This is a genomic window from Micromonospora sp. URMC 106 (assembly GCF_051386395.1).
GTDB lineage: Bacteria > Actinomycetota > Actinomycetes > Mycobacteriales > Micromonosporaceae > Micromonospora.
On sequence record NZ_JBPQTP010000046.1, the window covers coordinates 1 to 23907 of the forward strand.

The window sequence follows — 23907 nt, forward strand, 5'->3', positions numbered from 1 at the left end:
GGCGGGGCGGGCGGCCGGGTCTGCGCCTGACGTCCCGTCCGGGCCGGCCGCCGCGGCTCAGAGCTGGGGCATCACCTCGGCCGCGACCAGCTCCAGGTGGTCCAGGTCGGCCAGGTCGAGCACCTGGAGGTAGAGCCGCTCGCTACCGATCTCCGCGTACCGGCCGATCTTGTCGACGACCTCGGCGGGGGTGCCGGCGAGGCCGTTGGCGCGCAGCTCGTCGGGCTCCCGGCCGATGGCCGCCGCCCGCCGGGCCACCTCGGCGTCGTCCCGGCCGCAGCAGAGCACCAGGGCGTTGGACCAGCACAGCTCGCCCGGATCCCGGCCGGCCTGGGCGCAGGCGGCCCGGACCCGCCCGAACTGGGCGGCCGAGTCCTCCACCGAGGCGAACGGCAGGTTGAACTCGTCGGCGTAGCGGGCGGCCAGGCGGGGCGTGCGCCTCGGGCCCATGCCGCCGAGCAGGATCGGCGGGCGCGGGTCCTGCACCGGCTTCGGCAGGGCCGGCGAGTCGCTGACCGGGTAGTACGTCCCGGCGAAGTCGAAGGTCCTGCCCGGCGGCGTCGCCCAGAGCCCGGTGATGACCGCGAGCTGTTCCTCCAGCCGGTCGAAGCGCTCCCCCAGCGACGGGAAGGGAATCCCGTACGCGGTGTGCTCCTCGGCGTACCAGCCGGTGCCGATGCCCAGCTCCACCCGGCCGCCGCTCATCTGGTCGACCTGCGCCACGGTGATGGCGAGCGGGCCGGGCAGCCGGAAGGTGGCGGCGGTCATCAGCGTGCCCAGCCGGATGCGCCGGGTGTCCCGCGCCAGGCCGGCGAGGGTGGTCCAGGCGTCCGTCGGGCCGGGGTCGCCGCTCACCGAGCCCATCTTCAGGTAGTGGTCGGAGCGGAAGAAGGCGCCGTAGCCGGCGTCCTCCGCGCAGCGGGCCACGGCGAGCAGGTCGTCGTAGGTCGCGCCCTGCTGGGGTTCGGTGAAGATCCGCAGTTCCATGCCACCGAGCATAGGGAGGCGGCCCGGCCGCCGCCGCGGCTCGCCCCGCCCGCGCCCGGTCGGCCGAGGCGGGGGCGCGGGCGACCCCGCCTCGGCAGGGCCGGCCTCACAACTGGCCGAGGCCGGCCTGCCGGGCACGCTGGATGGCCTGGCCGCGGTCGGCGACCTGGAGCTTGGTGAGCACGTTGGACAGGTGGTTGCGGACGGTCTTCGGGCTGAGCGTCAGCCGCCGCGCGATCACCACGTTGCTCAGCCCCTGCGCGACCAGGTCGAGCACCTCGCGCTCCCGGTCGGTCAGCTCGGGGAAGGGCACCGGGCCGGCGGCGCGCGCCCCGGCCAGGAAGCCCACCGCCCGGGCGGCGACCGCCGGGCCGAGCAGCACCTCGCCGTTGGCCACCGCCCGGACGGCCCGTTCCACCTCCCCCGGCGCGGCCCCCTTGAGCAGGTAGCCGCGGGCCCCGGCGCGCAGCGCCGCGAAGACCGAGTCGTCGTCGTCCAGCATCGTCACCACGAGCACCCCGATCCCGGGGTGCCGGCCGACGATCTCCCGGGTGGCCTCCACCCCGGACCGGCCGCCCAGGTGCAGATCCATGATCATCACGTCCGGGCGCAGCGTGTCGGCCACCCGCAGGGCCGCGTCGGCGTCGGCGGCCTCGCCGACCACCCGCAGGCCGGCGGTGCTCGCGAGCAGGGCGGTCATGCCGAGGCGGAACACCGGGTGGTCGTCGACCACCGCGACCCGGATCGCCCCGTCGTCCGTCCCGGTCACGACGCGACCCCCGCCGCCCGACGCGCGGCCCCGACCTGGAGGTCTCCCCCGCGCCGGTCGTCCCCGACGCCCACGTCGTCGCCCGCCCGGACGGGTGCCGTCCCCACCGGCGGCGACGGCGCGCACCCCGGCGCCGGTGACACGGCCTCCGGTGGCCACGGGGTGTGCTCCGGGGGCGGCCCCGCCGGGGCTGGCAGGGCGCACCGGTCGGCCGGCACCCGGACGGTGACCAGGGTGCCGCCGGCCGGCCCCGGGCCGACCGTGCACGCCCCGTCGACCCCCTCGGCCCGCTCGCGCATCGACAGCATGCCGACACCGGGTGACGCCCCCGGCGGGATGCCGGCCCCGTCGTCGGCGACGGTGACCGTCAGACCCGCGTCGTCCCGGGTCAGCGCGATGCGGCAGGTCCGGGCGGCGGCGTGCCGGTGGGCGTTGCGCAGCGCCTCGGCCACGATGCCGTACACGGCGGTGGCCACCGGCTCGGGCAGCGGCAGCGGGGCCGCCTCGACCTCGACCAGGAGCGGCCCGCCCTCGTACCGCCGGGCCAGCTCGTGCACGGCCGGCACCAGGCCCCGCTCGCCCAGCACCGGCGGCAGCAGGCCCCGGGCCAGGTCGCGGACCTGCTCGACGCTCTGGTCCATCTCCTCGCGCAGCCGGTCCAGCAGCCGGCCGGCCGCGTCCGGGTCGACGGTGAGCAGGTTCCGGGCGGCCTGCACGCCGAGCGCCACCCCGGCCAGCGCCGGCCCGAGGCCGTCGTGCAGGTCCCGGCGCAGCTTGCGTCGCTCGGAGTCGCGGGCCACGGCCAGCCGGGCCCGGGAGGCGGCCAGCGCACCGCTGGTCGCGGCGAGGCTCGCCGCGGAGGAGACCAGCGGCACCAGGTCCAGCAGCGCGGCCCGGGTACGCCCGTCCAGCCGCTCCCCCGCCCGGGCCCACGCGGTGAGGCGGCCCACCTCGCGCTCGCCCCGGCGCAGCGGCAGCACCAGCGGCGCGCCGGGCGGACCGGCCGACTCGGCGCGCGCGGAGCAGCCCTCCGGCCCGTCCACCTCGATGACGCAGGCGCCGAGGCGCAGCAGGTCGGTCAGGCTGCCCGCCACGCCGGTGAGCACGTCGGCCGCGTCCTCGGTCGCGCTGATCCGGTGCCCGACGCGGCGCACCACGCGCAGCGGCTCGGCCGCCGCGCCGTGGATCAGCCGGTCCACCCAGCGCTGCACCCGGAGCCGGCCCGGCTGCACGCCGATCGCGACCAGCGCCGTGACCAGCACCCCGGGCACCGCCGGGGTGGCCGGCAGCAGCGCGTCCAGCACCGAGACCCCCAGCACGTACGCGGCGACCAGCAGGAACGTCATCAGGAACCAGACCAGGGTGCGGCGGACCGCGATCTCGATGCCCCACAGCCGCTGCCGGAGCACCACCGCCAGCACGGCGGCCGGGAAGAACGCCTGCGAGGCGAGCATCGCCACGGGAGCCGCCTCGTCGGGCACCGGCCGGGCCCAGCCCTCCGGGAGGGCCACCGGGGCGAAGCTCAGGGCGAGCAGCAGCGTGCCGACGGCCAGCCAGCCCAGCCCGACCCGCTCGACGGGCCCGCCCCGGCGGCGGCGGGCCGCGACCCCGGCGGCGGTCAGCAGTCCGAGCACGGGGACGGCCACCAGCAGGGCCGGCTGCACCCGCTCGATGAACCCCGCCCACCCCGCGCTGGCGATCCGCAGCGGCGCGCCCGACCCGCTCGCGTCCGGCCCGGGCCAGGTGAGCTGGAACAGCACGTAGCCGGCGACGACCACCGCGCCGGCCAGCACCGCCACCCGGGCGGCCCGCGGCAGTCGCCCCTCCCGGACCAGCCAGGGCAGCACCACGATCAGCGAGAGCATCCCCGGCGCCCAGGCCCAGTGCAGGGCGGAGGTGAGCAGCACCGGGTCCGGCAGCCCGGGATGCACCCGGAGCAGGTCGACGTACTGGGCGCTGAGCGCGCTGAACCCGCCGCCGAGCCCGGTCGCGGCGAGCAGCCAGGCGACCGGATGCCCCCGGCGCAGCAGGATCAGCCAGGCGACCACGCCGTAGACGGCGCAGTCGGTGAAGTCGACCAGGAAGTAGAGCTGGGACAGCCCCCACGGCCGGCGGGCGAGCACCCAGCAGGCGGCGGTCGCGACGAACAGCAGCGCGCACCCGACGAGGACGACCCAGGCCGCGACCGGGTACCGGCGGTCGCCGAGGGTCGTCGTCGCTGGGGGTTGGACCGACATGCCGAGAATCCTGGCAGCCGCGGGGGCAGTTGGTGATCCCCCGACGTTCCAGTGCGAATGTCGGTCCGGCGACAGTCGCCCAGGGCGCGGCCTCGCGCGCCGGGCGGATGTCCCGGGCACCCGGTGCCGGTGTCCCTGGCCCCCGGGTCGCCGGCCGGTCCACCGTGGAGGTGAGCGACGACGCGAGGAGGAACCCATGGAGGACCAGCACCGGGACCGGCTGATCGGGGCGGTGGACGCGCTGCTCCCGGAGGTGTCCCGCCGGGCCGGGGAGATCGAGGCGGCGCGCGGGCTCCCCGCCGACCTGCTCGACGGGCTCCGGGCGGCCGGCTGCTTCCGGATGTTCGTCCCCCGCAGCCACGGCGGGTACGAGGCGGACCTGCGCACCGGGCTGCGGTTGCTGGAGACGCTGGCCCGGGCGGACGGCTCGACCGGGTGGACGGTGATGATCGGCGCGGAGACGCCGCACCTGCTGGCGATGCTGCCCCGCGACCGGTTCGACAAGCTCTACGCCGACGGGCCGGACGTGGTGGTCGCGGGCGGGTTCGCCCCGCAGGGGCGGGCCGAGCTGGCCGACGGCGGCTTCCAGGTCACCGGCCGGTGGGCGTACGCGAGCGGCGTCCGGCACGCCGACTGGATCTTCGGCAACTGCGTGCTGACCGGCGACGGCGAGCCACTGCCCGGGCCGGCGGGGACGCCGCCGGAGGTGCGCTCGATGCTCTTCCCGGCCTCGCGGTTCACCGTGCACGACACCTGGCACGCGCTGGGCCTGCGCGGCACCGGCAGCCACGACGTGGAGGTGGCGTCCGCCTTCTGCCCGGCGGAGGAGAGCTTCGACCTGTTCACCGGCGCGCCCTGCGTGCCGGGGCCGGGCTTCGTGGCGCCGCTGGTCCACTTCGTCCTGCACCTGGGCGCGGTGGCGGTCGGCATCGCGCAGGGCGCGCTGGACGACATGGTCGCGCTGCTCGACGGCGGCCGGCAGCGGCTCTACGCCCGGCAGTCGCTGGCCGACTCGCCCGCCTTCCGCCTCCAGCTCGGCCGCGCCGACCTCGACGTACGCGCGGCCCGGGCGCTGCTGCGGGACCTGGCCGACGACCTCTGGGCGGCCTGCGCCACCGACCCGGCGGCCGTCCCCGGGCTGCACCCGCGCATCTCCGCCGCCCTGCCCTGGGTGACCGAGCGGGCCGCCGCCGCGGTCGACACCTGCTACCGGGCGGCCGGCGGCGGGGCGGCCCGGGACTCGTCCCCGCTCCAGCGGCGCTTCCGGGACATCCACACCTTCAGCCAGCACGCGGCGGCGGCCGAGGGCTGGCTCGGCAACAACGGCGCCCGGGTGCTCGGCCGGCCGGTGGAGCTGGCCTACTGACGCCGGGGACCCGCGCGAGAGGTGCGAGCCACTGTCGAGCGTGCCGGCGGCGCCGGGTCGGGCCCCGACGCCGCCGGAGCGTTCAGACGTACGGCCGGGTGGCGTACGCGGCCCGCAGCGCGGCCAGCCCGGTCGACTTCGGCGACAGCGTGCCCCAGCCGGAGTTGAAGTAGTTGGTCCGCGCGATCCGGGGCCCCCGCTCGGCGTTGAGCTGGGCGATGGCGGCCGGCACGGTGGCGATCCACGCCGCCTGGTCCGGCACCTCGGCCACCCGTACGCCCCACTCGGCGATGATCACCGGTCGGGAGAGCGCGACCGGCCCGAGGTCGGCCACCGCCCAGTCCTTCGTCCGGCGGAACCGGGCCAGCGCCGTGTGGGTGGGGCTGGTCGCGTACGCGTTCCACTGCAGGAAGTCGAGCCTGGCCATCAGCGCCTCCGGGTGGGTGCGCTGGAAGCAGGCCCGGTCGAAGCCGCCCACCCCCACGGAGAAGGTGGTGTCGGCGGGCAACTGGCGGGCCCGGAACCAGTTCACGATGTACGTCATCGCCTGCACCGCGCGGGCGTCCGACTGCGCCCACGTGTAGGTGACGCCGGACTCGGTGGTGCCGAACTCGTGGTCGGTGTCCAGCTCGGAGGCGAGCTGGATGTTCACCCCGAACCCGAGGGTGCGGTACTGGGACAGGGCGCGGGCGAACAGCCCGTCGCAGTGCCCGGCCAGGACCTGGCTGTAGCCGTACGCCCGGGGCCAGCTCGTGCCCGGTCGCTGCTGGATGGTCATCGCGGGCGCCGGGACGGTGTGGGCGACGCCGTCCACGGTGAAGGTCTGCGGCCCGGCGTTGGGCGCGCCGTAGTGCTTCAGCTCCAGCACCATGTTCATCCGCACCCCCGCCCGGCCCAGGGTGACCAGCCACGGTCGCTGGTAGCCGGGGAAGGTGTAGCCGTCGGCGAAGCTGCGGTACTGGGTCAGCGAGCGGAAGTTCCCGCCGGCCATGTCCGCCGTCGGGTCCGCGCCGCCGGAGAGGTAGTAGCCGCCCAGCACGGGCGGGGCGATCGTGTAGTCGGCGGTGGCGGTGGCGGTGCGCCCGCCGTTGTCGCGCACGGTGACGGTGACCCGGGGCATCACGCCACCGCCCGGTAGACGGCGACCGAGCCGTTGTCCGACAACCTGGTCCAGGTGCGGCCGGAGCTGTCGGTGACGGTGACGGTGAGCGGGTCGATGACGGCGGTGACCTTGACCGGGGCGCTGCTGTTGCCCTGCGCGTCGGTGACCACGATCGTGACGGTCACCGGCTTCGTGTCGGCGTCGCCGTAGGTGACCGTCAGGGTCATCTGGTCGCCGGGAGAGTAGGTCGAGGCGTTCAGGGACGCGGTCGCGGTGGGAGCGGCCATGGCCGGCTCCTCTCGTGCTCGGTTGCCGGACCGGGCGGCTCGTGGCCACGGTCGGGGCCCGGCGGGGAGGATGGGTCTGGCGACGACCGGTCCGCCGGCACGCGACGGCGCGGCCGGGGACCGGTTCCGGGGTACGGCTCGTCGGTCGCGCTCGTCTCGGGGTTGCGCGGCTCGACACGGTGTGACGTCGGTGTCGGTGCGGCGCACCGGCCCGGGCGCCCGGATCGGTGGGCTGGCGGAGCGCGGCCTCGCGGTGCGCGGCCGGCCGGCGCTGCGCTACGCCGGGGCCGTCGCGGGGCCGGGCTCGGTGATGGCGGCGTCAGCGGGGACGGTGCTGTCCCCGCCGGGCCCGAGGAATGGGATGTGGCCCGCCATCCTTACGCCTCTCACCTGCTACAACAGTGCGTCGCGGAGGCGGCCGGCGTCCTGTCGGCTACCCGACACCGTCGCGTCGAGCTGGTCGCGTGCCGGCCCGGCCAGGCCCCGCCACCGGCCACCCGGACGAACGGACCCGCGATCGTCACTTGCCTCTGTCCCTGGGGCATACGCCAGACTCGCGCGCATGCACGACCTGATAACCATCGGTGAGTTGTCGCGGCAGACGTCGCTGAGCCAGAAGGCGCTGCGTCTCTACCACGCCCGGGGGCTGCTGCGGCCGGCCCGCACCGACGAGCGCACCGGCTTTCGTTACTACGGTCGCGGGGAGATCGCCCGTTCCCGCCGGATCGCGCTGCTGCGGGCCATCGGCATGCCGCTGGAGCAGGTCGCCCACGTCCTCGACGCCCCTGACGGCCGGAGCGCGGCCGAGCGGGTGGCGAGCTACTGGCGGCGGCGCCAACAGCTGCACCACTCCCACGCGTCGCTCGTGGCACACCTTCAGGAGGAACTCATGACCGGCTCCGGGACCACCTTCCACCTGAGGCACCGCGCCGTCCCGCGGCACAAGGTCGTCAGCATCCACGGCCACGCCGACGCCGCCACGCTGCCCACCTTCGTCCCCGAGGCGTGCGAGGAGTTGTTCGCCCTGCTCCGGGCGGAGGAGCTACCGCTGACCGGACCGCTCTTCGTCGCCTTCCACAGCCTGGTGTCCGAGGACTCGGACGGAGCGGTGGAGGTGTGCGCACCCACCGAGGGCAGCGTGGAGCCCCACGGACGGATCGGTGTCCGGCTCGAGCCGGCCCGCGCGGAGGTCTTCGTGTCGCTACCCTCCGCCCTTGCCACGTACCCCGCTGTCCTCGCCGCCCACGACGCCGTCTCGGGCTGGTTGCAGCGCAACGGGTCGCCCCTGAGCGGGCCGGCCCGGGAGATCTCGTACCCCGGTGCCCGAGATCCCGCCACCGGGGAGCTGACCACGGACGTGGCCTACCCCCACGTCTGCGGCGGCGCCTGCGCCACCCTGCCCACGGCCGCCTGGCCCGACGACCGCTGGACCGAGCGGCAACGGGCCTGAGCCGCCGATCCCGCCGGCGACGCGTCGTGCGGGGCGACTCACGGAGCGTCAGCCGGGCGGCGACGGGATCAGGATCGGTCGTACAGTGTGCGGACCATTCGATCGAGGAGGGTCCGTGACCCAGCCGCCCCCGGTGCCGGGATCCCCGGAGACGACCGGCGTGCCCGCGAGCCCCGGCGGCGAGAGCCTCGGGACCGCGACGCCGTACCTGCTCGTCATGCCGCCCACCGACGGGGCACCGCCCCCCATGGTGTGGCCCGGCCCGGAGGGCGCGCCCGCCTGGGCGATCCCGGTCAGCATCCCGGCGGGCACACGCGGGTACGCCGTGTTCATCCCGTTGCTCCCGTCCGCCGCGCCGACACCACCGGACGCCGCCACCGACCCGGCAACCGCCGCGCCGACGCCGCCGGGCCCGGCCACCGACGTGACGGCCGCCGCGCCGACACCGCCGGGCCCGGCCACCGACCCGACGGCCGCCGCGCCGGCGGGTGCGGGCGCCCGCCCGGCGGCCGTGCCGAGGCAGGCGGACGGGAAGGCCAGCCCGGGCCCGACGGCCACGGCGGACGCGGTGACCGGGCAGGCACCACCGCCCGCCGGGGCGCCACCCGACGCGCGGTCGGCGCAGCCGTCCCCGGCCGGAGCCCCGGCGCCCTCCCCCACCGACGCCGCGCCGCCGTCCGCCGCCGCGCCGCCCGACCCGGGCACGTCGCCACCACCCGCCACCGCGGCGGCACCCGCCGCCCCGCGAACCGTCGCCGCGCCGGCAACCGTCGCCGCGCCGCCGCCGGGCGTCGGTCCCCACCCGGCGCCGTACCTGACGGGCACGCCGGTCACGTCGCCCATGCCGTACCGCGGCTACCAGCCGCCACCGGTCCGGCCCTCGTTCCTCCAGACGCGGTGGCCGGGCCCGAAGGCGGCCCGCGACCGGTCCGTGCCGGCCGCCGTCCTCGCCGGAGCGCTGGGGCTGGCGTGCTTCGTGCCGCTCACCCGCACCGGCATCGGCTGGTTCCTGGGCTGGCTCACCCTGACCGTCGCGGTGGTCGTCGCGGTCCGCCGCACCGGCGCCGACCTGCCGCGCGCCGAACGGTGGGTCCGCGCCGGCTGGGCGGTGGCCGCGCTGGCGCTGCTCTCGGTCCTGGCCTTCCGCAACGCCTGGTGGCTGGTGACGTTCTGCGTCCTCGGCGCGCTCGGCTGCGCGACCCTCGCGATCGTGGGCGGGCGACTCGTACGCTCGATCCTGTTCAGCCTGGTGGCGGCGCCGTTCGCGGCGCTGCGTGGGCTGCCGTGGGTGGGCGGGCACCTCCAGGCCCCCGCGAACCCGGGCCTGGCCCGCCGCGTCGTCGGGTCGGCCGCGGCCACGGTGGCCGCGCTGGTCGTCTTCGGCGCGCTCCTCTCGTCGGCCGACGGCGCCTTCTCCGTGGTGCTCGGCGGGCTCATCCCGGAGGTCAACGCCGGCGCGGGGTTCGCCTGGCTCTTCCTCGCCGCCATCGGTGGGCTGAGCGCGGTCGCCGCCGTCTACACGCTGGCCGCTCCCCCCGACCTGTCGACGGTGGACCGGCCCGGCACGCGCCGCCTCGGCGTCGTGGAGTGGGCACCGTTGATCAGCGCGCTCACGCTGCTGTTCGGCGGTTTCGTGGCGGTGCAGTTCACCGTCCTGTTCGGCGGGGAACGGCACGTGCTGCGCACCGCGGGCCTCAGCTACGCCGAGTACGCGCGCAGCGGGTTCTGGCAGCTCGTCGTCGTCACGATGCTGACGCTGGGGGTGCTCGCCGGCGTGGCCCGGTGGGCGCGGCGGGAGCGACCGGTCGAGCGCCACCTGCTGCGGGTCCTGCTCGGCCTGCTCAGCGCGTTCGGCTTCGTCGTCGTGGTGTCGGCGCTGTCGCGGATGTACACGTACCAGAAGGCCTACAGCTTCACCGGGGAGCGGCTCTTCGTGATGGCGTTCGAGCTGCTGCTCGGCACCGTCTTCCTCATGATCCTGGTGGCCGGGATCCGGTGGCGGGGCGGGTGGATCCCCCGGCTGACCGTGGCGCTCGCCGTGGCGATGCTGCTGAGCCTGGCCGTGCTCAACCCTGAGGACTACGCGGCCCGCCGCAACATCGCCCGCTACGAGCAGACGGGCAAGATCGACGCCTGGTACCTGCGGGCGCTCTCGGCCGACGCGACGCCGGCCCTGGCCGGCCTGCCCGACCCGGTGCGCCGCTGCACGCTGAGCTGGATCGCCGACGACCTCGACGAGCCGGATCCCTGGTACGCCTGGAACCTGGGCCGGGTGCGGGCCCGCGAGGCGCTCGACCGGGCCGGGCCGGGCGCGGTCGGCGGCCGGCGCGACTGCAAGGCCGCCGACCAGTTCGACCTGCCCAAGAGCCGCCGGTGACGGACCCGGTGCCCCCGCCCGGGCGGGGGCACCGGGTCGCACCGGTCACCAGGGCTCGGGGATGTTGACTGCCGCGCAGCGCCGGGTGCCGGGGACCGGCTGGTAGCAGGCGGACGCCTCCAGGTTGCTCGTCAGGTCGGCACGGTAGCGGTCCGCCCACCGCTTCGCCGTGGTCGGACTGACCTGGAACCGCTCAGCTGCCCGCCGCAACGGCCAGCCGTCATCGACCACGCAGTGGGCAAGACGCAGACGGCGCCTTCCGTCAGGGGGTGCGTTAGCGTGTGGCACGAGAACCTCCGGGACGATGTGGAACCTCGACAAGCTCCACCTCACCCGGAGGTCCTCACCTATTTCAAGATCCCGGACGCGTCACCAACGTCCATGGACAGAACAACTAGACCTTCCCCCTGAGCGATCCACTCGATGGCTCCTCAGTCTCGCGTCGCTGGCCCGGTTGCTGTCCCCACGGGGACGACCCGTGACGCGCTCGCACTCCGACCAGCATTACGAAAAAGTCGGCTGACCAGGGGTTCTGCGTGGTGGGGCGGGCGGGACTCGAACCCGCGACCGAGGGATTATGAGATCAAATTGCCCGTCCCGTCGACCTGGGCGCATGGCGGTCTAGCAGCGGAAACGCCTCTCGGCATCTCTCACCACTCCCCACTGCCCGTCGACCTCTTGCGGACTGGATGCGGACTGCTCGCTGCCCCGAGGCGGCGAGTTCGCCCGCCCCTGCCTTGCAAAGATCATGACTGCTGTCGGCCGGCGTCGGTCACTGCCGCTGACCTGCTCGACGTGTCGCCCGCCGTCGCCCTCGGACCGCCTTCGTCAGTGGGCTTGGCTGTACGGATGGCTGTACAGCCACCTGGTGATCCGTAGATTCCCAAGAGCGGGCCACAACCGTTCGGCAAGGTTCGACTCCCCCTGGTCCTTGCGATTTCCGCAACTCGATCGGTCCGGTCTCGTCCGGCTCAGCTCGCCCCGGTGGCTCCCACCTGTGGCTCCCAAACCTGTCCCTGGGGACCCTGGTCGCCGCTGGTCTGGCGCGGAACGCGGCCCAGAGGGAGCCTTCCGCGCCAGGCCCGGCGTGGGTCGTCAAGCGTCGGTTCAGAGAGTCTGCTCGGTGAAGAGGCGCTGCACGTCCGCCTCGCTCAGCACGCCCTGGTACACGCCGAGGTCATCGACCTGTCCGTACAGCCATCCGTCGGGTCCTGCGGGTGTGGTCGACCGGCCGACCAGGAGGGCACCCGGCGCCTGTCGGGGCTGCCAGGCGGCGTTCAGTCCGACTGCCCCGGCCGCCGTCCCGTCCACGTAGAGCCGCGCCTGCCGGTGCGTGGCGTCGAGGACCGCCACGAGGTGGTGCCACTGGCCGACGGCAGTCGCCGGTGCGGTCGCGTAGGTGGTGGCGGAGTCGTCAACCCCGGCGGCCACTGTGAACACCCACTGGCCACCGTTGTTCGGCTCGTAGGCGACGCGGAAGGCGCTACGGTCCACATCGTCCTGCGACAGGACCGTCTGCGCGCCCTGAGCCGGGTCCAGGCGCACCCAGGTCGAGACCGTGAACGACTGGTCGGTGCGGAGCACGGGTCCGTCCTGCCACACCGGGTTCTGCGGCTCGCCCAGGTTGGTCTGGGTGCGGGCGTGCTCCCGGGTCGCCTCGCCGTAGTGCGGGTCAGACGGATCGTCGATCCAGTGGGTGCCGTCGAGCGCGAGGGCGCTGCTGCCCCGGTGGCCGTCGGACGCGATGAAAGCGCCCTGGGTGAGGGCGAGCTGGCGTCCGAAGGCGGTGGAGTCAGGTGCGGAGCAGAGGGTCGGGTCGAGGTTCTCCTCGTAGCACGGGGTCGCCGCCTCGAAGTTCCATCCCCCGACCTGCCATGGCTGCAGCAGACCCGGCTCGTTGAACCCTCCGGAGTCCGGGTCGGAGGCGAGCCAGCCGGTGAAGTCCTTGCCGACCAGCACTCGGTCGTACGCCCGGACGTTGGCCAGGTTGCCCTGCCACCAGGTGGTGTCACCGCGGCCCAGCCGGACCTCGCCGGACGGGTCGTTGACTGCGGTCACGTTGCCCACCGTCGCCTCCGCCACTCCGTCCACCCAGAGGGTGAGCGTCCGTGCGGTGACATCGTGCACGACCGCCAGGTGCGTCCAGAGCCCGATCTGGGGTGCCGACGTCGACCGAGCGATGGACACCTTGCCGCCATTGCCGGTCTTCGACGGCATCTGGACCTGCCACCGGTTGCTGGTCTTGTCATAGCCGACGGAGAGGGTGGCCTGGCCGGCGCTGGCCTTGCTGGCGAAGACCCGGCTGACGGACGTGTCGGTGAGCCGCACCCAGGCAGCGAGAGAGAAGGTCCCGGCGGTGTTCAGGGCCGAGGGTGACGCCGACAGGGACGACGAGGTGCCGTCGAAGGCCGCCGTCTGGCCACCGACAAACCGGGCGTCGTCCTGCCAGGAGATGCCCGAGCCGGTCAGCGGGGTGTCGCCGCCAACCGCTGGCTGCCCATCGGCGAGTCCCTGCGCCTGGGTTATCCCCGGATATGCCTCCAACCCCCACATCGCCGTCGCCGGGGACGGCCGGTCGAGGGTGGTGGCGCGGGGCTTTGCGTCCGCCGTGGTGGCTGCGGCAAGGGGTAGCAGCGCGGCGGTGAAGGCCACGGCCAGGCGCAGTGCGGCCTTGCGGGCAGGGCCGAAGAAGTAAATGTGGTTAGTCATTGCACCTTCCCCCGTGAAGATTGTGGAGAGGAGCGGCTAGGAATGACGATCATCTAGCCGAGTCGCCGGGACAGTGTCACAGGACGGCCGGCGGACCGCTACCCCCTATCGGTGCTGTAGGCCCGACCATAGCGGGTGGCAGCGAAAGCGGATCTCCTCGTCCGGCAGTCGTAGATCTTCCGGCCTCCCCGGACGGGGACAAGGTGGAGCGCCTCACCAGCCGAACGACCTTGGTCCCGTCCGGGGAGGCCGGTAGCCCTTGTGGTGCCCGGCGAGGGGATTCGCCGCCGATCTCTGAGGAGGGTCGGGGTTCGGGGCGGAGCCCCCGAGGTCTTCATGGTCCTGTCGTCCGTCAGTGTGGCCGGCCGGCCCGGCCGATGCCGGCCGGAGGTCGCCAGCAGGCCGGGGCCGGGCCGCCGCGGCCCGCTTGCGGGCCGCCTTGATCTGATAGAGCGCAATTCGGCAACCTGCGACGCGGCGCTATTGTCCTCCGTCGGCTGATGCGCGACACGCGTCCGCCACCTGATCTGCGACACCTCAGCGCGCTGATCGCGGCATGAGCGGGTCCTAGTTACGCCTCGCGGCTGCGAGAGATTAGGTCTGACGGGTCTGACTGATCAGCGCTTGCCTGAGCGCATTGAGGATCCGTCGGCTGAACGGGCTTTCGGCGTCTGGCGTCACCACCGTCACGAGTGACAGGCCAGCGCTGATCAACGTCGCCGAGTGCGGCTCGAATCCGAATCCGGACCGGCCATATGGGTCCTCGTTGACCTGGATCTGAACCGTGGTCTGACCGGCTGGTTGGTAGAGCAACGCGAATGGTCCCTCGTCGTGCTCCATGAGCGAGTAGCCGACCTCGTCCCAACGCTGCTCCATCTGGGCGTCACGGGCGACGAGCACCTCGCCAGTGCCAGCGGGTACATCGTTACGCGAGGTCTGCCAGGGCCGGAACACGCCGTCGGCAACTTCGCTCACCGCAACCAGCATGTCGGGCCACCGGCGATCGAGGACGTCCAGCATCGCCCGGATGCCGGCATCGACGGGTGCGCCGGTCACGATGACCGTGTCGTGCCCTGTAATCATCACGCTCCGCCCGCCGTGGATCATCGTTTACTTCGTCGCTACACGAACGGTGTCAGGTCACTTGCACCTTCGCCCGCAGGCCATGATCTCACCGGGCCTGCGAACAGACATCAGCAGTTCGGCATGACGGGGCGTTGCCTCGGCGGCCATCCTGTCGCCCCTGACTTGCGGGATCTGTCGCACATCACTTGGCGGAGCTGCGTCGCACATCAGCTGTCGGATCACAGCGACGCGGCGCTATGCGTCGAGCAGTTGGGGGCAGTAGGCGGCGGTTGCGTCGTCGTGGGTCTTGCCACGGGGCCAGCGGTCGCCTTGCGGGTCGGAGTCTTCTGCGGCACGGACGCGGCGGATCAGCTCGGCTGGGCCGTGGTCGTGCAGGATCGCCAGTAGGCCGGTCCAGTCGGTGAGTCCGAAGCGGTCGGTAAGGCGGCTTGCTCCGTCGCTGAGCAGTGCTGCGGCTGTCACGTCCTTGATCGGTCGGCGTCCCACGATCGCCTCGTGGGCAGCGCGGGAGTCGGCGGCGGCGACCCAAAATCCGCCGGGCTTGTTGCGGTAGGCGCGGAGGGCTTGGACGTAGTCGCGGCGGGCCTGGTCGTGCTCGGGTGTGCCGTTGAGAAGGTTGTCCATCGCGGCGCGGTAGTGCCGGCCGACGTGTGCCTCGCGGTCGTCGCTGATGACAAGCGGCGCGTCGTTGGCTTGGTCGAGCACGAGCACAGAATCGGCAAGCACCAGGTACTCCAGATGGTCCCGGTTGCGCCGAAGCATGATGACCGTCGCGGACGGCGTGCCGGGCTCGTCAAGCTGGCAGGTGTCCTCATGCAGGGCGGCCGTGTGGCTGATCGCCTCGGCGAGGATGGCGGGCAGCTCTTGGTCGCTGTCGTCAGCGAGGCCGGCGAGCAGTGCGCCCCCGAGGTGGCGGGTGTACCAGGCGACGCCGTGCGAGCAGCGGGAAGTGGTGCCGGACAGGCCGGCGCCGTCGAGCAGGACGACACCGCTGGGCGTCGCCGCGGTGAAGTCCTCGTTGGGTTGGCCGGGCTTGGCTGGGCTGGTCGCCATGGTGACATGCATCAGTTGTCCTCCAGCCGGTGAAGTGGCGTCAGTAGCTCGACCTGGCGCGGCTCGCGGGTGTCGGGGTCGTACTCGGTGCCGACCAGCACGGAGAAGTGCCCAGTCTTGACCTCGTTGTACAGCTCGCCGATCCGGGTGCAGAGCAGCTGGACGACCCCGAGCGAACCGGGCGGGTGGATGCCGGTGAAGACGAGCATTGAGCCCTGCCGGTCCGGTCGCGGTAGGCGGCCGAGGTACGCCACGTCCCAGCTGCGCGGCGGCTCCTGGTCTTGCCCGGAGCGGTACGCGGTGCCGGTCGTGCGGTCAACCAGAGTCCACCGGCCGTCGCTGGCACGCTCGAACTGCAAGGCGGGGTCCTGCGCGAGCACCTGGGCGACGTGCTCAGAGATGCGCGGACCAGAGATGACTACGAGGTTGGGACGGTTGAGGTCGATCTCGCCGCCGATGGGGATGGACTCGAAGGACGGTTCCAAGCCGAGGCTGCGCGCCAGATCGCCAAGTCGCTGGGAGCCCGTCACGTCCTCGATCGCGACAACCGGGCGCGACCTGATCGCCTCCTGCTTCAGCGGGGTAATGATCTGCCGCGCTTCGAGTCCGCCGGGTGGACCTGGTGAAACGCCGTCTGCTGGTGGCGGAGTCGGTGACCGAGGTCAACGGTCGGGCGGTGTTCGGCACGCCGAAGACGCACCACCGGCGGTCGGTGCCGCTCCCCCGGTTCCTGGTCGAGCCGATCGCCGCGCAGATCGCCGGCCGGGCTGGTGACGAGCTGGTGTTCACCTCCCCGGCGGGCGAGGTGCTGCGCAACAACAACTTCCGTCGCCGCGTCTTCGACCGGGCTGCGGAGTCGGTCGGACTTACGGGCCTGACACCCCACGAGCTGCGACACACGGCGGCCAGTCTCGCGGTGGCCGAGGGCGCCAACGTCAAGGCGGTGCAGCGGATGCTCGGGCACGCCTCGGCGGCAATGACGCTGGACGTGTACGCGGACCTCTTCGAGGACGACCTGGACCAGGTGGCGGACCGCCTCGACCGGGCGGCGGGTCGTGCTGCTGCGGACTCAGTGCGGACCGAGGGCGTGGGTCCGAACCTCGATGCGGTGCGTCCGGGTCGTCGGCAGCATGGCTGACCTGGGAGAACGGCTGGTGGGGCGGGCGGGACTCGAACCCGCGACCGAGGGATTATGAGTCCCCTGCTCTAACCGGCTGAGCTACCGCCCCGGCACCGCGCCGGATCCTATCCCGCCCGGTCGATCACCGGCCAGCACGAACCGACGCTTCGCTCATCGGCATCGTCGGTGCGGCAGCACGATGGGCAACGCGAGGATAACAGCGAGCAGTCGTCCCGACGCGCCCGCACCCGCCAGCCGCAGGCGTCGAACGTCGAGTCGGCGCCGTCGGCGGCGGCGCGTAGCGGGGGCAGGATCAGCCGGCGCGCAGCTTCGGTAGGACGGCACCGGCGGCGCGCCGGCCGCTGGCCAGCGCGCCCTGGATCGAGGGGGTGTCCCGGTGGTCGCCGGCCACGAAGAGGCCCTGCCCCAGCGCCACCGGCTTGCGCAGCCGCCCTGCGGCGGCGGCGCGGCCGGCAGCGTGTCCCGGGTCGACACCGTGGTCAGGTGGGTCCAATCCGCCGTGGACCGTCCGTAGAGCCGGGTCAGCTCGGCCCGCACGGTCGCCTCGGGCGGGGCCGACGGGCCGACCACGACCACGTCGGTCTCAACGCGCATGTCGCGCCTCCCGCTCACCGTTCGTCCGGGACAGCCGGCCCGGCCACCAGATCTTCGGGCCGATGTCGTACGACAGGGCGGGCACCAGCAGCGAGCGGACGACCACGGTGTCGAGCAGCACCCCGACCGCGACCGCCACGCCCAGCTCGACCAGCACCACCAGCGGCAGTACGGCGAGCGCGGAGAAGGTCGCGGCGAGCACGACCCCGGCGGAGGTGATCACGCCGCCGGTGACGGCGAGGCCGGTCAGCACGCCGGCGCGGGCGCCCCGCCTGGCCGACTCCTCGCGGACCCGGCTCATCAGGAAGATGTTGTAGTCGATGCCGAGGGCGACCAGGAAGACGAAGGCGAAGAGCGGGAACGAGGCGTCCACGCCGGGGAAGTCGAAGACGTACCGGAAGATCAGCGCGCAGAGGCCGAGGGTGGCGGCGAAGCTGAGCAGCACGGTCGCGATCAGCAGGAGCGGCGCCACGAGCGCCCGCAGCAGCAGGGCCAGGATGACCGCGATCACCACCAGCACAACGGGGATGATCACGTTCCGGTCCCGCGTCGAGGCGTCGGACGTGTCCACGTTGATCGCGGTGAAGCCGCCGACCACGGAGCCCGAACCGGGCACCGCGTGCACCGCCCGCCGCAGCTCGCGGACGGTCCGCTCGGCCCCGTCGCTGTCCGGCGGGTCGGCGAGCGTCGCCTGCAGTTGCACCGTGCCGTCCACGACCTTCGGCGGGGCGTTCGGATCGGGCGGGCCGGTTGGTTCGCCGGTGACCGGCCGCACGGCGGCCACCCCCGGCACGCTTTGGGCGACCTCGGCGACCTGCCGCGCGGTCTGCTGGGTGGTGAAGATGGTGGCCGGGCTGCCGGTGCCGGCCGGGTAGTGCCGGGCGATCACCTCCTGGCCGGCGACCGAGTCGGTGCGCTCGGTGAACAGGTCGGACTGGCCGAGCGTGGTCGCGCCGAGCTGGGTCAGACCCAACGCTAGCGCGGCCAGGGCGAGGGTGGTGAGCATCCAGACGGGCCGGGCCCGCCGGGCGACGAAGCCGGCGATCCGGCTCCAGATGCCGTGCTCGGTGCGCGGGTCGGCCTGGTCGAGCCGGGGCCGGCGCGGCCAGAACGCCCACCGCCCGCCGAGCACGAGCAGGGCGGGCAGGAAGGTGAGCATGACCAGCAGGGTCGCGGCGATGCCGATGGCGGCGACCGGGCCGAGCGCCCGGTTGGAGTTCAGGCTGGACAGCAGCAGGCAGAGCAGGCTGAGGATCACCGTGCCGCCGGAGGCGATGATCGCCGGCGCGGCGCCCTTCCACGCCGCCCGCATCGCGTCCCAGGGGCGCTCGTGCCGGTGCAGTTCCTCGCGGTAGCGGGCGACCAGCAGCAGCGCGTAGTCGGTGCCGGCACCGAAGACGAGCACGGTGAGGATGCCCTGCGCCTGCCCGTTGAGCTTGATGACGTCGGCGTCGGCGAGCAGGTACACGAAGACGGCGGCGAGCGCGAAGGACATCCCGGCGGCGAGCAGCGGGAAGATCCACAGGACCGGGCTGCGGTAGACGACGAGCAGGATGACCAGCACCACGCAGAGCGTGACGATCAGCAGGGTGCCGTCGATGGCGGAGAAGACCTCGATCAGGTCGGCGAGCAGGCCGGCGGGGCCGGCCACGTCCACGGTGAGCCCGTCGCGGTCGCCGCCGGCGAGGTCGCGCAGTTCCCCGACGACCGTGCCGATCCGTTCGCCGTCGGCGTCGTCGATCGGCACCACCACCTGCAGGGCCTGCCCGTCCTCGCTGGGGATCGGCGGCGGCAGCGGCCCGACGACCCCGGGCACCCGGGCGAACCGGGCGGCGTCGGCGGTCGCCCGCTGGGTGTCGGTCGCGGTGATGCCGGTGGCGCGTTCGTAGACCACCAGGGCCGGGGTGGTCTGCCGATCGACGAACCGTCCGGCCAGCTCCTGCGCCCGGGTCGCCTCCGCGTCGGTGGGCAGGAACGAGGCGTTGTCGTTCGTCGCGACCTCGCCGAGCCTGCCGGAGAACGGCCCGGCGACCGCCCCGACGACCAGCCACGCGAGCACGAGCGCCACGGCGGCGAGCGTGATCCTGCCGTGGCCACCTCTTCCGGGCATCCGCACCCACCCCAAGAATCGACGCATCGATCGACGCAGAGGGGAGTTCAGGACGACCCCGTCCATCCTGCCGGTCGGGAGCGCCCGCGGTGGCCGAAACGGGACCGCCCGCGCCCTCGGCCACCGGGCGGATACGACGGCGAACGCCCGCCGGCGGGGCCGACGGGCGTCAGGTGTGGAAGCTCCCCCGTTTGGACTCGAACCAAAAACCTGCCGGTTAACAGCCGGCTGCTCTGCCAATTGAGCTACGGGGGACCGCTGTGCGTCCGGTGCGGATCTCTCCGCGCCGTGCGACGGGGACAAGAGTACAGGACTCAGGGGGGTCGTGGTCCAGGGGGTTACCCCTGCGACCCGTGCCCCGTCGACACGACAATAAACCAGACAAATCGTCATCACGGCACAAGGAGGCATGAGCGGAGAGCAGGATGGGTAGTTAGCTGCGGACAGAGGACACAGGCGCGATTTGGTCGCCACCGGCGGGGTAAGCCGCCGGACGACGGCGCGTCAGGTACGGAAGGAGCCGCCATGCGCGGAAAGATCATGTTTCTTGGCGGGCTGGCTGCGGGATTCGTCCTGGGCGCCCGTGCCGGTCGGGAGAAGTACGAGGAGCTGGTGATCCGGGGCCGCAAGGTGCTCGACCACCCGACCGTCCAGGAGGCGGCCGGTGTCGCGCAGGCCCAGGCGACCCGCCTCTACAGCGAGGGCAAGGACAAGCTCGGCCAGTCGAAGCTGGGCGAGAAGCTGGGCACCAACGGCAACAAGCAGGAGCTGACCGCCGCCGACGACGCGTTCGCCGGCACCCCGGCCACGGTGGGGGCGAAGACGAGCACCGGGTCGTCGTCGGCCACCACCACGCCCCGCAACAAGCCGTCCAGCTCGGGCACGAACGCCAGCACCCTCTGATCGCACCTTCGAGCGGGCCGGTCGCCACCTGGCGGCCGGCCCGTCTGCGTGCGTCCGCAGGGCATCACGACCACACCGCGGCCCGCCCGGTCGCCACTTTCGCCGCGTTGGAACGAAAGTTCGCCCGATCCCGCCAAAACTTCTGCCGCCAACCTCTTCTCTTTGCTCCGAGGCGCAAATATCGTCTCGCGTAGAACCTGGCCAGGCTCTTGGTACTCCCCGCGACCTCCTCAGCGACGTCCCGGCGCTGAGGCGGACCCGCCCGACCAGAGCGAGGTTCGATGCGCAGACCGATCGGCCGAAGGGCCGCCACCTACCTCAGCCTTCTCACCCTCGTCGGCGCGACGCTCGTCGCGACGGCCCAACAACAGCCGGCACCGGCGCTCGCCGCACCGGCACCGACCAGCAACGGCATCGAGTACAAGGTCCTCGTCTTCACCCGGTCCGCCGGTGGCAGCCACACCGCCACCGCCGCCGGCGTCGACGCGATCCGGCAGCTCGGCAACGACCGACGCTTCACCGTCGAGGTCACCGACGACGCCCGCAAGTTCGACGAGGCGCACCTCAAGCAGTTCCGCGCCGTGGTGTTCCTGAACACCTCCGGCGACGTCCTCACCGACGGCCAGCAGGCCGCGTTCGAGCGGTACTACCGCGACGGCGGCGGCTTCGTCGGCGTCCACTCCGCGATCGAGGCGGAGCCCGGCTGGTCCTTCCTGGACAACGTGCTCGGCACCCGCGCCGTGGGCGCCGCGTCGGCGCCGGCCCAGGCCACGATCACCGTCGCCGACCGGGTGCACCCGGCCTCGGCGACGCTGCCGGAGCGCTGGACGCACACCGACCGCTGGTACAACTTCGCGGCCAACGTCCGGGGCGTCTCGCACGTCCTGGCCACCGTCGACGAGAAGACGTACGCCGGCGGGTCGATGGGCTTCGACCACCCGGTCACCTGGTGCAAGGACCACCAGGGCGGCCGGTCCTTCTACACCGGACTCGGCGCGACGCCGGAGAGCTACGGCAGCACCGACCTGCGGGCGCACCTCGGCGGCGCCATCCAGTGGGCGGCCGGCGTGACCACCGGCGACTGCGGCGCCACCGTGCTGGCCAACTACCAGATGGAGGTCATCGGGGCGCAGCCGAACGTCAACGAGCCGATCGGCTTCGACGTGCTGCCCGACGGCCGGGTGATCCAGACCGACCGTCGCGGCGGCGTACGCCTGCACGACCCGGAGAGCAACGAGACCACCGTGCTGGCCCAGATCCCGGTCTACACCCACAGCGAGGACGGCATGTACGGCCCCGCGATCGACCGGGAGTTCGCCACCAACCGGTGGGTCTACCTCTTCTACGCGCCCCCGCTGGACACCCCCACCGGAGGCGCGCCGACCACCAGCACCGACCCGGCGGCCTGGGACCGGTGGAAGGGGTACTTCCAGCTCTCCCGGTACAAGTTCGTCGACGGCGAGACGCCCTCGCTGGACCTGGCCTCGGAGCAGAAGATCCTCCAGGTGCCGGTCGACCGGGGCGCCTGCTGCCACGTGGCCGGCGACATCGCCTTCGACTCGAAGAACAACCTCTGGTTGGTCACCGGCGACGACACCCCGGCCGGCGGCGGCGGGTCCGGCGGCTTCTCGCCGCACAACGACTCGGTGAGCGCCACCGGCGTGTACCAGGCGCCCTTCGTGGACGCCCGGCGCAGCTCCGCCAACACCAACGACCTGCGCGGCAAGGTGCTGCGCATCTCGGTGCGACCGGACGGCAGCTACACGGTGCCGGAGGGCAACCTCTTCCCGGAGGCGCAGGACACCGGCGACCGGACCCGGCCGGAAATCTACGCGATGGGCCTGCGGAACCCGTTCCGGATCACCCTCGACGCCGACGACGTCGCCTACGTCACCGACTACTCCCCCGACTCCTCGACCGCGGCGGTCGGCCGGGGGCCGGCGGGCACCGGACGAATGATGGTGGTCGACAAGCCGGCGAACTACGGCTGGCCGATGTGCGTGCAGCCGAACCTGCCGTACATCGAGATGAACTGGACCACCAGCCCGATCTCCCCGGTCGCGCCCTTCGACTGCGCGGCGCCGCGGAACACCTCGCGGCACAACACCGGCCTGACCGAGCTGCCGGCGGTGGAGAAGTCCGAGCTCTGGTACTCGTTCCAGGCGCCGACGCCGTGCCCGGAGTCCTACCTGTCCACCCCGACGCAGACCTGCCCGGTGCTCTTCCCCGAACTCGGCACCGGCGGCGTCGGGCCGCACGGCGCGGCGAAGTACGACTTCGACCCGGAGCTGAGGTCGGAGACGAAGTTCCCCGCGTACTTCGACGACGCGATCTTCTTCGGCGAGTTCACCCGGGACACGCTCAAGGAGGTCCGGCTCGACGGCCAGGGCGACATCCTGAAGATCAACAACGTGCTGAACTGCGGGCAGGCGCCGACCACGCCCGCGAAGCCGTTCCTCTGCGACAACCCGATGGACATGAAGTGGGGCCCCGACGGCAACTTCTACCTGCTGACGTACGGCGACGGGTTCTTCAACGTCAACCCGGACGCGGCGATGCTCAGGTTCAGCTACGTCAAGGGCCTGCGGGCGCCGAACGCGGTGCTGACGGCGACCCCGACCAACGGGAGGGCGCCGCTGACCGTCGCCTTCTCCAGCGAGGGCTCGAAGGACCCCGACCCGGCGGACTCCATCTCGTTCGCCTGGGACTTCGACGGCAACGGCACGACCGACTCCGTCGACCCGAACCCGACGCACACGTACACCGCCAACGGGGTGTACACCGCGCGCCTGACGGTGACCGACTCCAGCGGCAAGAGCGCGTCGGCCAACACCACGATCACGGTGGGCAACACCGCGCCGACCGTCACCGTCCAGACCCCGATCGAGGGCGGCTTCTTCGACTGGGGCGACGGCATCCCGTGGTCGGTGACCGTCACCGACCCCGAGGACGGGCCGGTGGACTGCGCCAAGGTCGAGGTGACCTTCGTGCTCGGTCACGACCAGCACGGCCACGGCGAGGCCAACCAGTTCGGCTGCTCCGGCGTGCTGCCCACCGAGGCCGACGACGCCTCCCACGGCGGCTACATCTACGGGGTGGTCAGCGCCTCCTACACCGACCGCGGCGCGAACGGGCAACCGGCGCTGACCACGGTGGACCAGCAGATCATCCAGGCCAAGCGACAGGAGGTCGAGTTCGCCGCCGACCAGTCCGGCACCACCGTGGGCACCAGCGCCGACACCGGGGGCGGGCAGCAGCGCGGCAGCCTCGACCCGGGCGACTGGATCGCGGTGAACAACACGGTGAACCTGCGGAACATGCAGTCGGTCACCCTGCGCACCTCCGGCGGCAGCGCGGCGACCGCCGGGCAGCCCCGCTTCGCCGTCCAGTTGCGGCTGGACTCGCCCACCGGCCCGCTGCTGACCACCGCGACGGTCAACGCGACCAGCGGCAACAACGCCTTCACCAGCACCACCGTGCCGATCACCGACCCGGGCGGCAGCCACCGGCTCTACCTGGTCTTCGCCACCGTTCCCGGCGGCCCGGCCAGCGGCTTCGGCAACCTCAACTGGATCGAGTTCGCCGGCCAGGGCATCGGCGTCGCGCCCTAGCCGCCCGTGGTCGGCCGCCGCGCGGCGGCCGGCCACGGCGGATCCGCCGGTGCCGGGCCACCGCCGGTGGCCCGGCACCGGATCCACCACCCACCGCACCGAGAGGCAGCAGCACATGAACGACA

Annotated in this window: 15 protein-coding genes, 2 tRNA genes and 3 pseudogenes; 6 read left to right on the forward strand and 14 right to left on the reverse strand. The window is 73.2% G+C overall.

Translation table 11 applies throughout. The features are described from left to right. Nucleotides 1-57: 57 nt before the first annotated feature. The 3 genes from ACSNOB_RS16275 to ACSNOB_RS16285 form a co-directional block, all read right to left on the reverse strand. Nucleotides 58-987, reverse strand: coding sequence for an LLM class F420-dependent oxidoreductase (locus tag ACSNOB_RS16275; RefSeq protein WP_436687403.1), 930 nt, complete (start codon nucleotides 985-987; stop codon nucleotides 58-60). 106 nt (nucleotides 988-1093) lie between these two features. After that, the gene (locus ACSNOB_RS16280; RefSeq protein WP_393103029.1) at nucleotides 1094-1756 is read right to left on the reverse strand and encodes a response regulator; all 663 of its coding nucleotides are present in this window, start codon (nucleotides 1754-1756) and stop codon (nucleotides 1094-1096) included. Next, on the reverse strand, nucleotides 1753-3993 hold the full coding sequence (locus tag ACSNOB_RS16285) for a sensor histidine kinase (protein ID WP_436687404.1): 2241 nt from the start codon (nucleotides 3991-3993) through the stop codon (nucleotides 1753-1755). Before ACSNOB_RS16285 ends, ACSNOB_RS16280 begins: the two co-directional genes overlap by 4 nt. Before the next feature lie 196 nt (nucleotides 3994-4189). Between ACSNOB_RS16285 and ACSNOB_RS16290 the strand changes: the two genes are divergently transcribed. Next, the gene (locus ACSNOB_RS16290; RefSeq protein ID WP_436687405.1) at nucleotides 4190-5359 is read left to right on the forward strand and encodes an acyl-CoA dehydrogenase family protein; all 1170 of its coding nucleotides are present in this window, start codon (nucleotides 4190-4192) and stop codon (nucleotides 5357-5359) included. 82 nt (nucleotides 5360-5441) lie between these two features. Here ACSNOB_RS16290 and ACSNOB_RS16295 read toward each other — a convergent pair whose 3' ends face one another. After that, entirely contained in the window at nucleotides 5442-6479 is a 1038-nt protein-coding gene (locus tag ACSNOB_RS16295; RefSeq protein WP_436687406.1) for a hypothetical protein, read from the reverse strand. Continuing rightward, the gene (locus tag ACSNOB_RS16300; RefSeq protein WP_436687407.1) at nucleotides 6479-6748 is read right to left on the reverse strand and encodes a hypothetical protein; all 270 of its coding nucleotides are present in this window, start codon (nucleotides 6746-6748) and stop codon (nucleotides 6479-6481) included. The genes ACSNOB_RS16295 and ACSNOB_RS16300 overlap by 1 nt, the downstream gene beginning before the upstream one ends. Nucleotides 6749-7310: 562 nt before the next feature. Here ACSNOB_RS16300 and ACSNOB_RS16305 point away from each other — a divergent pair. Then, nucleotides 7311-8198 (forward strand): MerR family transcriptional regulator, encoded by an 888-nt coding sequence (locus ACSNOB_RS16305; protein ID WP_436687408.1) that lies wholly within the window; start codon nucleotides 7311-7313, stop codon nucleotides 8196-8198. Between the two features lie 115 nt (nucleotides 8199-8313). After that, nucleotides 8314-10575, forward strand: a complete 2262-nt coding sequence (locus ACSNOB_RS16310; RefSeq protein WP_436687409.1) for a DUF4153 domain-containing protein — start codon at nucleotides 8314-8316, stop codon at nucleotides 10573-10575. Nucleotides 10576-10716: 141 nt separating this feature from the next. Here ACSNOB_RS16310 and ACSNOB_RS16315 read toward each other — a convergent pair. The 5 genes and pseudogenes from ACSNOB_RS16315 to ACSNOB_RS16335 form a co-directional block, all read right to left on the reverse strand. Next, nucleotides 10717-10863, reverse strand: a pseudogene (locus ACSNOB_RS16315) (helix-turn-helix domain-containing protein); the annotation flags it as partial. Between the two features lie 819 nt (nucleotides 10864-11682). Continuing rightward, on the reverse strand, nucleotides 11683-13284 hold the full coding sequence (locus ACSNOB_RS16320) for a LamG domain-containing protein (protein ID WP_436687410.1): 1602 nt from the start codon (nucleotides 13282-13284) through the stop codon (nucleotides 11683-11685). Nucleotides 13285-13878: 594 nt separating this feature from the next. After that, nucleotides 13879-14391 carry a hypothetical protein gene (locus ACSNOB_RS16325; RefSeq protein ID WP_436687411.1) on the reverse strand — a complete coding sequence of 171 codons (513 nt, stop codon included), beginning with the start codon at nucleotides 14389-14391 and terminating at the stop codon, nucleotides 13879-13881. A 213-nt stretch (nucleotides 14392-14604) separates the two neighbouring features. Next, a complete protein-coding gene (locus ACSNOB_RS16330; RefSeq protein ID WP_436687412.1) occupies nucleotides 14605-15435 on the reverse strand; it encodes a protein phosphatase 2C domain-containing protein in 831 nt (276 codons plus the stop codon). After that, a complete protein-coding gene (locus ACSNOB_RS16335) occupies nucleotides 15435-15908 on the reverse strand; it encodes a hypothetical protein (protein WP_436687413.1) in 474 nt (157 codons plus the stop codon). The genes ACSNOB_RS16330 and ACSNOB_RS16335 overlap by 1 nt, the downstream gene beginning before the upstream one ends. Nucleotides 15909-16033: 125 nt before the next feature. Between ACSNOB_RS16335 and ACSNOB_RS16340 the strand changes: the two are divergent. Next, nucleotides 16034-16561 (forward strand): annotated as a pseudogene (locus tag ACSNOB_RS16340) (site-specific integrase); the annotation flags it as partial. A 14-nt stretch (nucleotides 16562-16575) separates the two neighbouring features. Here the strand turns inward: ACSNOB_RS16340 and ACSNOB_RS16345 are convergent. From ACSNOB_RS16345 to ACSNOB_RS16360, 4 genes and pseudogenes are all read right to left on the reverse strand, one after another. Beyond that, nucleotides 16576-16652: transfer RNA gene (locus ACSNOB_RS16345), tRNA-Ile, on the reverse strand. Nucleotides 16653-16856: 204 nt separating this feature from the next. Beyond that, nucleotides 16857-17134, reverse strand: a pseudogene (locus ACSNOB_RS16350) (FAD-dependent oxidoreductase); the annotation flags it as partial. A 13-nt stretch (nucleotides 17135-17147) separates the two neighbouring features. Next, nucleotides 17148-19268 (reverse strand): MMPL family transporter, encoded by a 2121-nt coding sequence (locus ACSNOB_RS16355; protein WP_436687414.1) that lies wholly within the window; start codon nucleotides 19266-19268, stop codon nucleotides 17148-17150. A gap of 182 nt (nucleotides 19269-19450) precedes the next feature. Next, a tRNA-Asn gene (locus ACSNOB_RS16360) sits at nucleotides 19451-19523 on the reverse strand. 270 nt (nucleotides 19524-19793) lie between these two features. Between ACSNOB_RS16360 and ACSNOB_RS16365 the strand changes: the two genes are divergently transcribed. Further along, nucleotides 19794-20171: a hypothetical protein gene (locus tag ACSNOB_RS16365; protein WP_436687415.1), complete on the forward strand. Its 378-nt coding sequence runs from the start codon at nucleotides 19794-19796 to the stop codon at nucleotides 20169-20171. A 281-nt stretch (nucleotides 20172-20452) separates the two neighbouring features. Continuing rightward, nucleotides 20453-23782 carry a ThuA domain-containing protein gene (locus tag ACSNOB_RS16370; RefSeq protein ID WP_436687416.1) on the forward strand — a complete coding sequence of 1110 codons (3330 nt, stop codon included), beginning with the start codon at nucleotides 20453-20455 and terminating at the stop codon, nucleotides 23780-23782. Nucleotides 23783-23907: the final 125 nt, after the last annotated feature.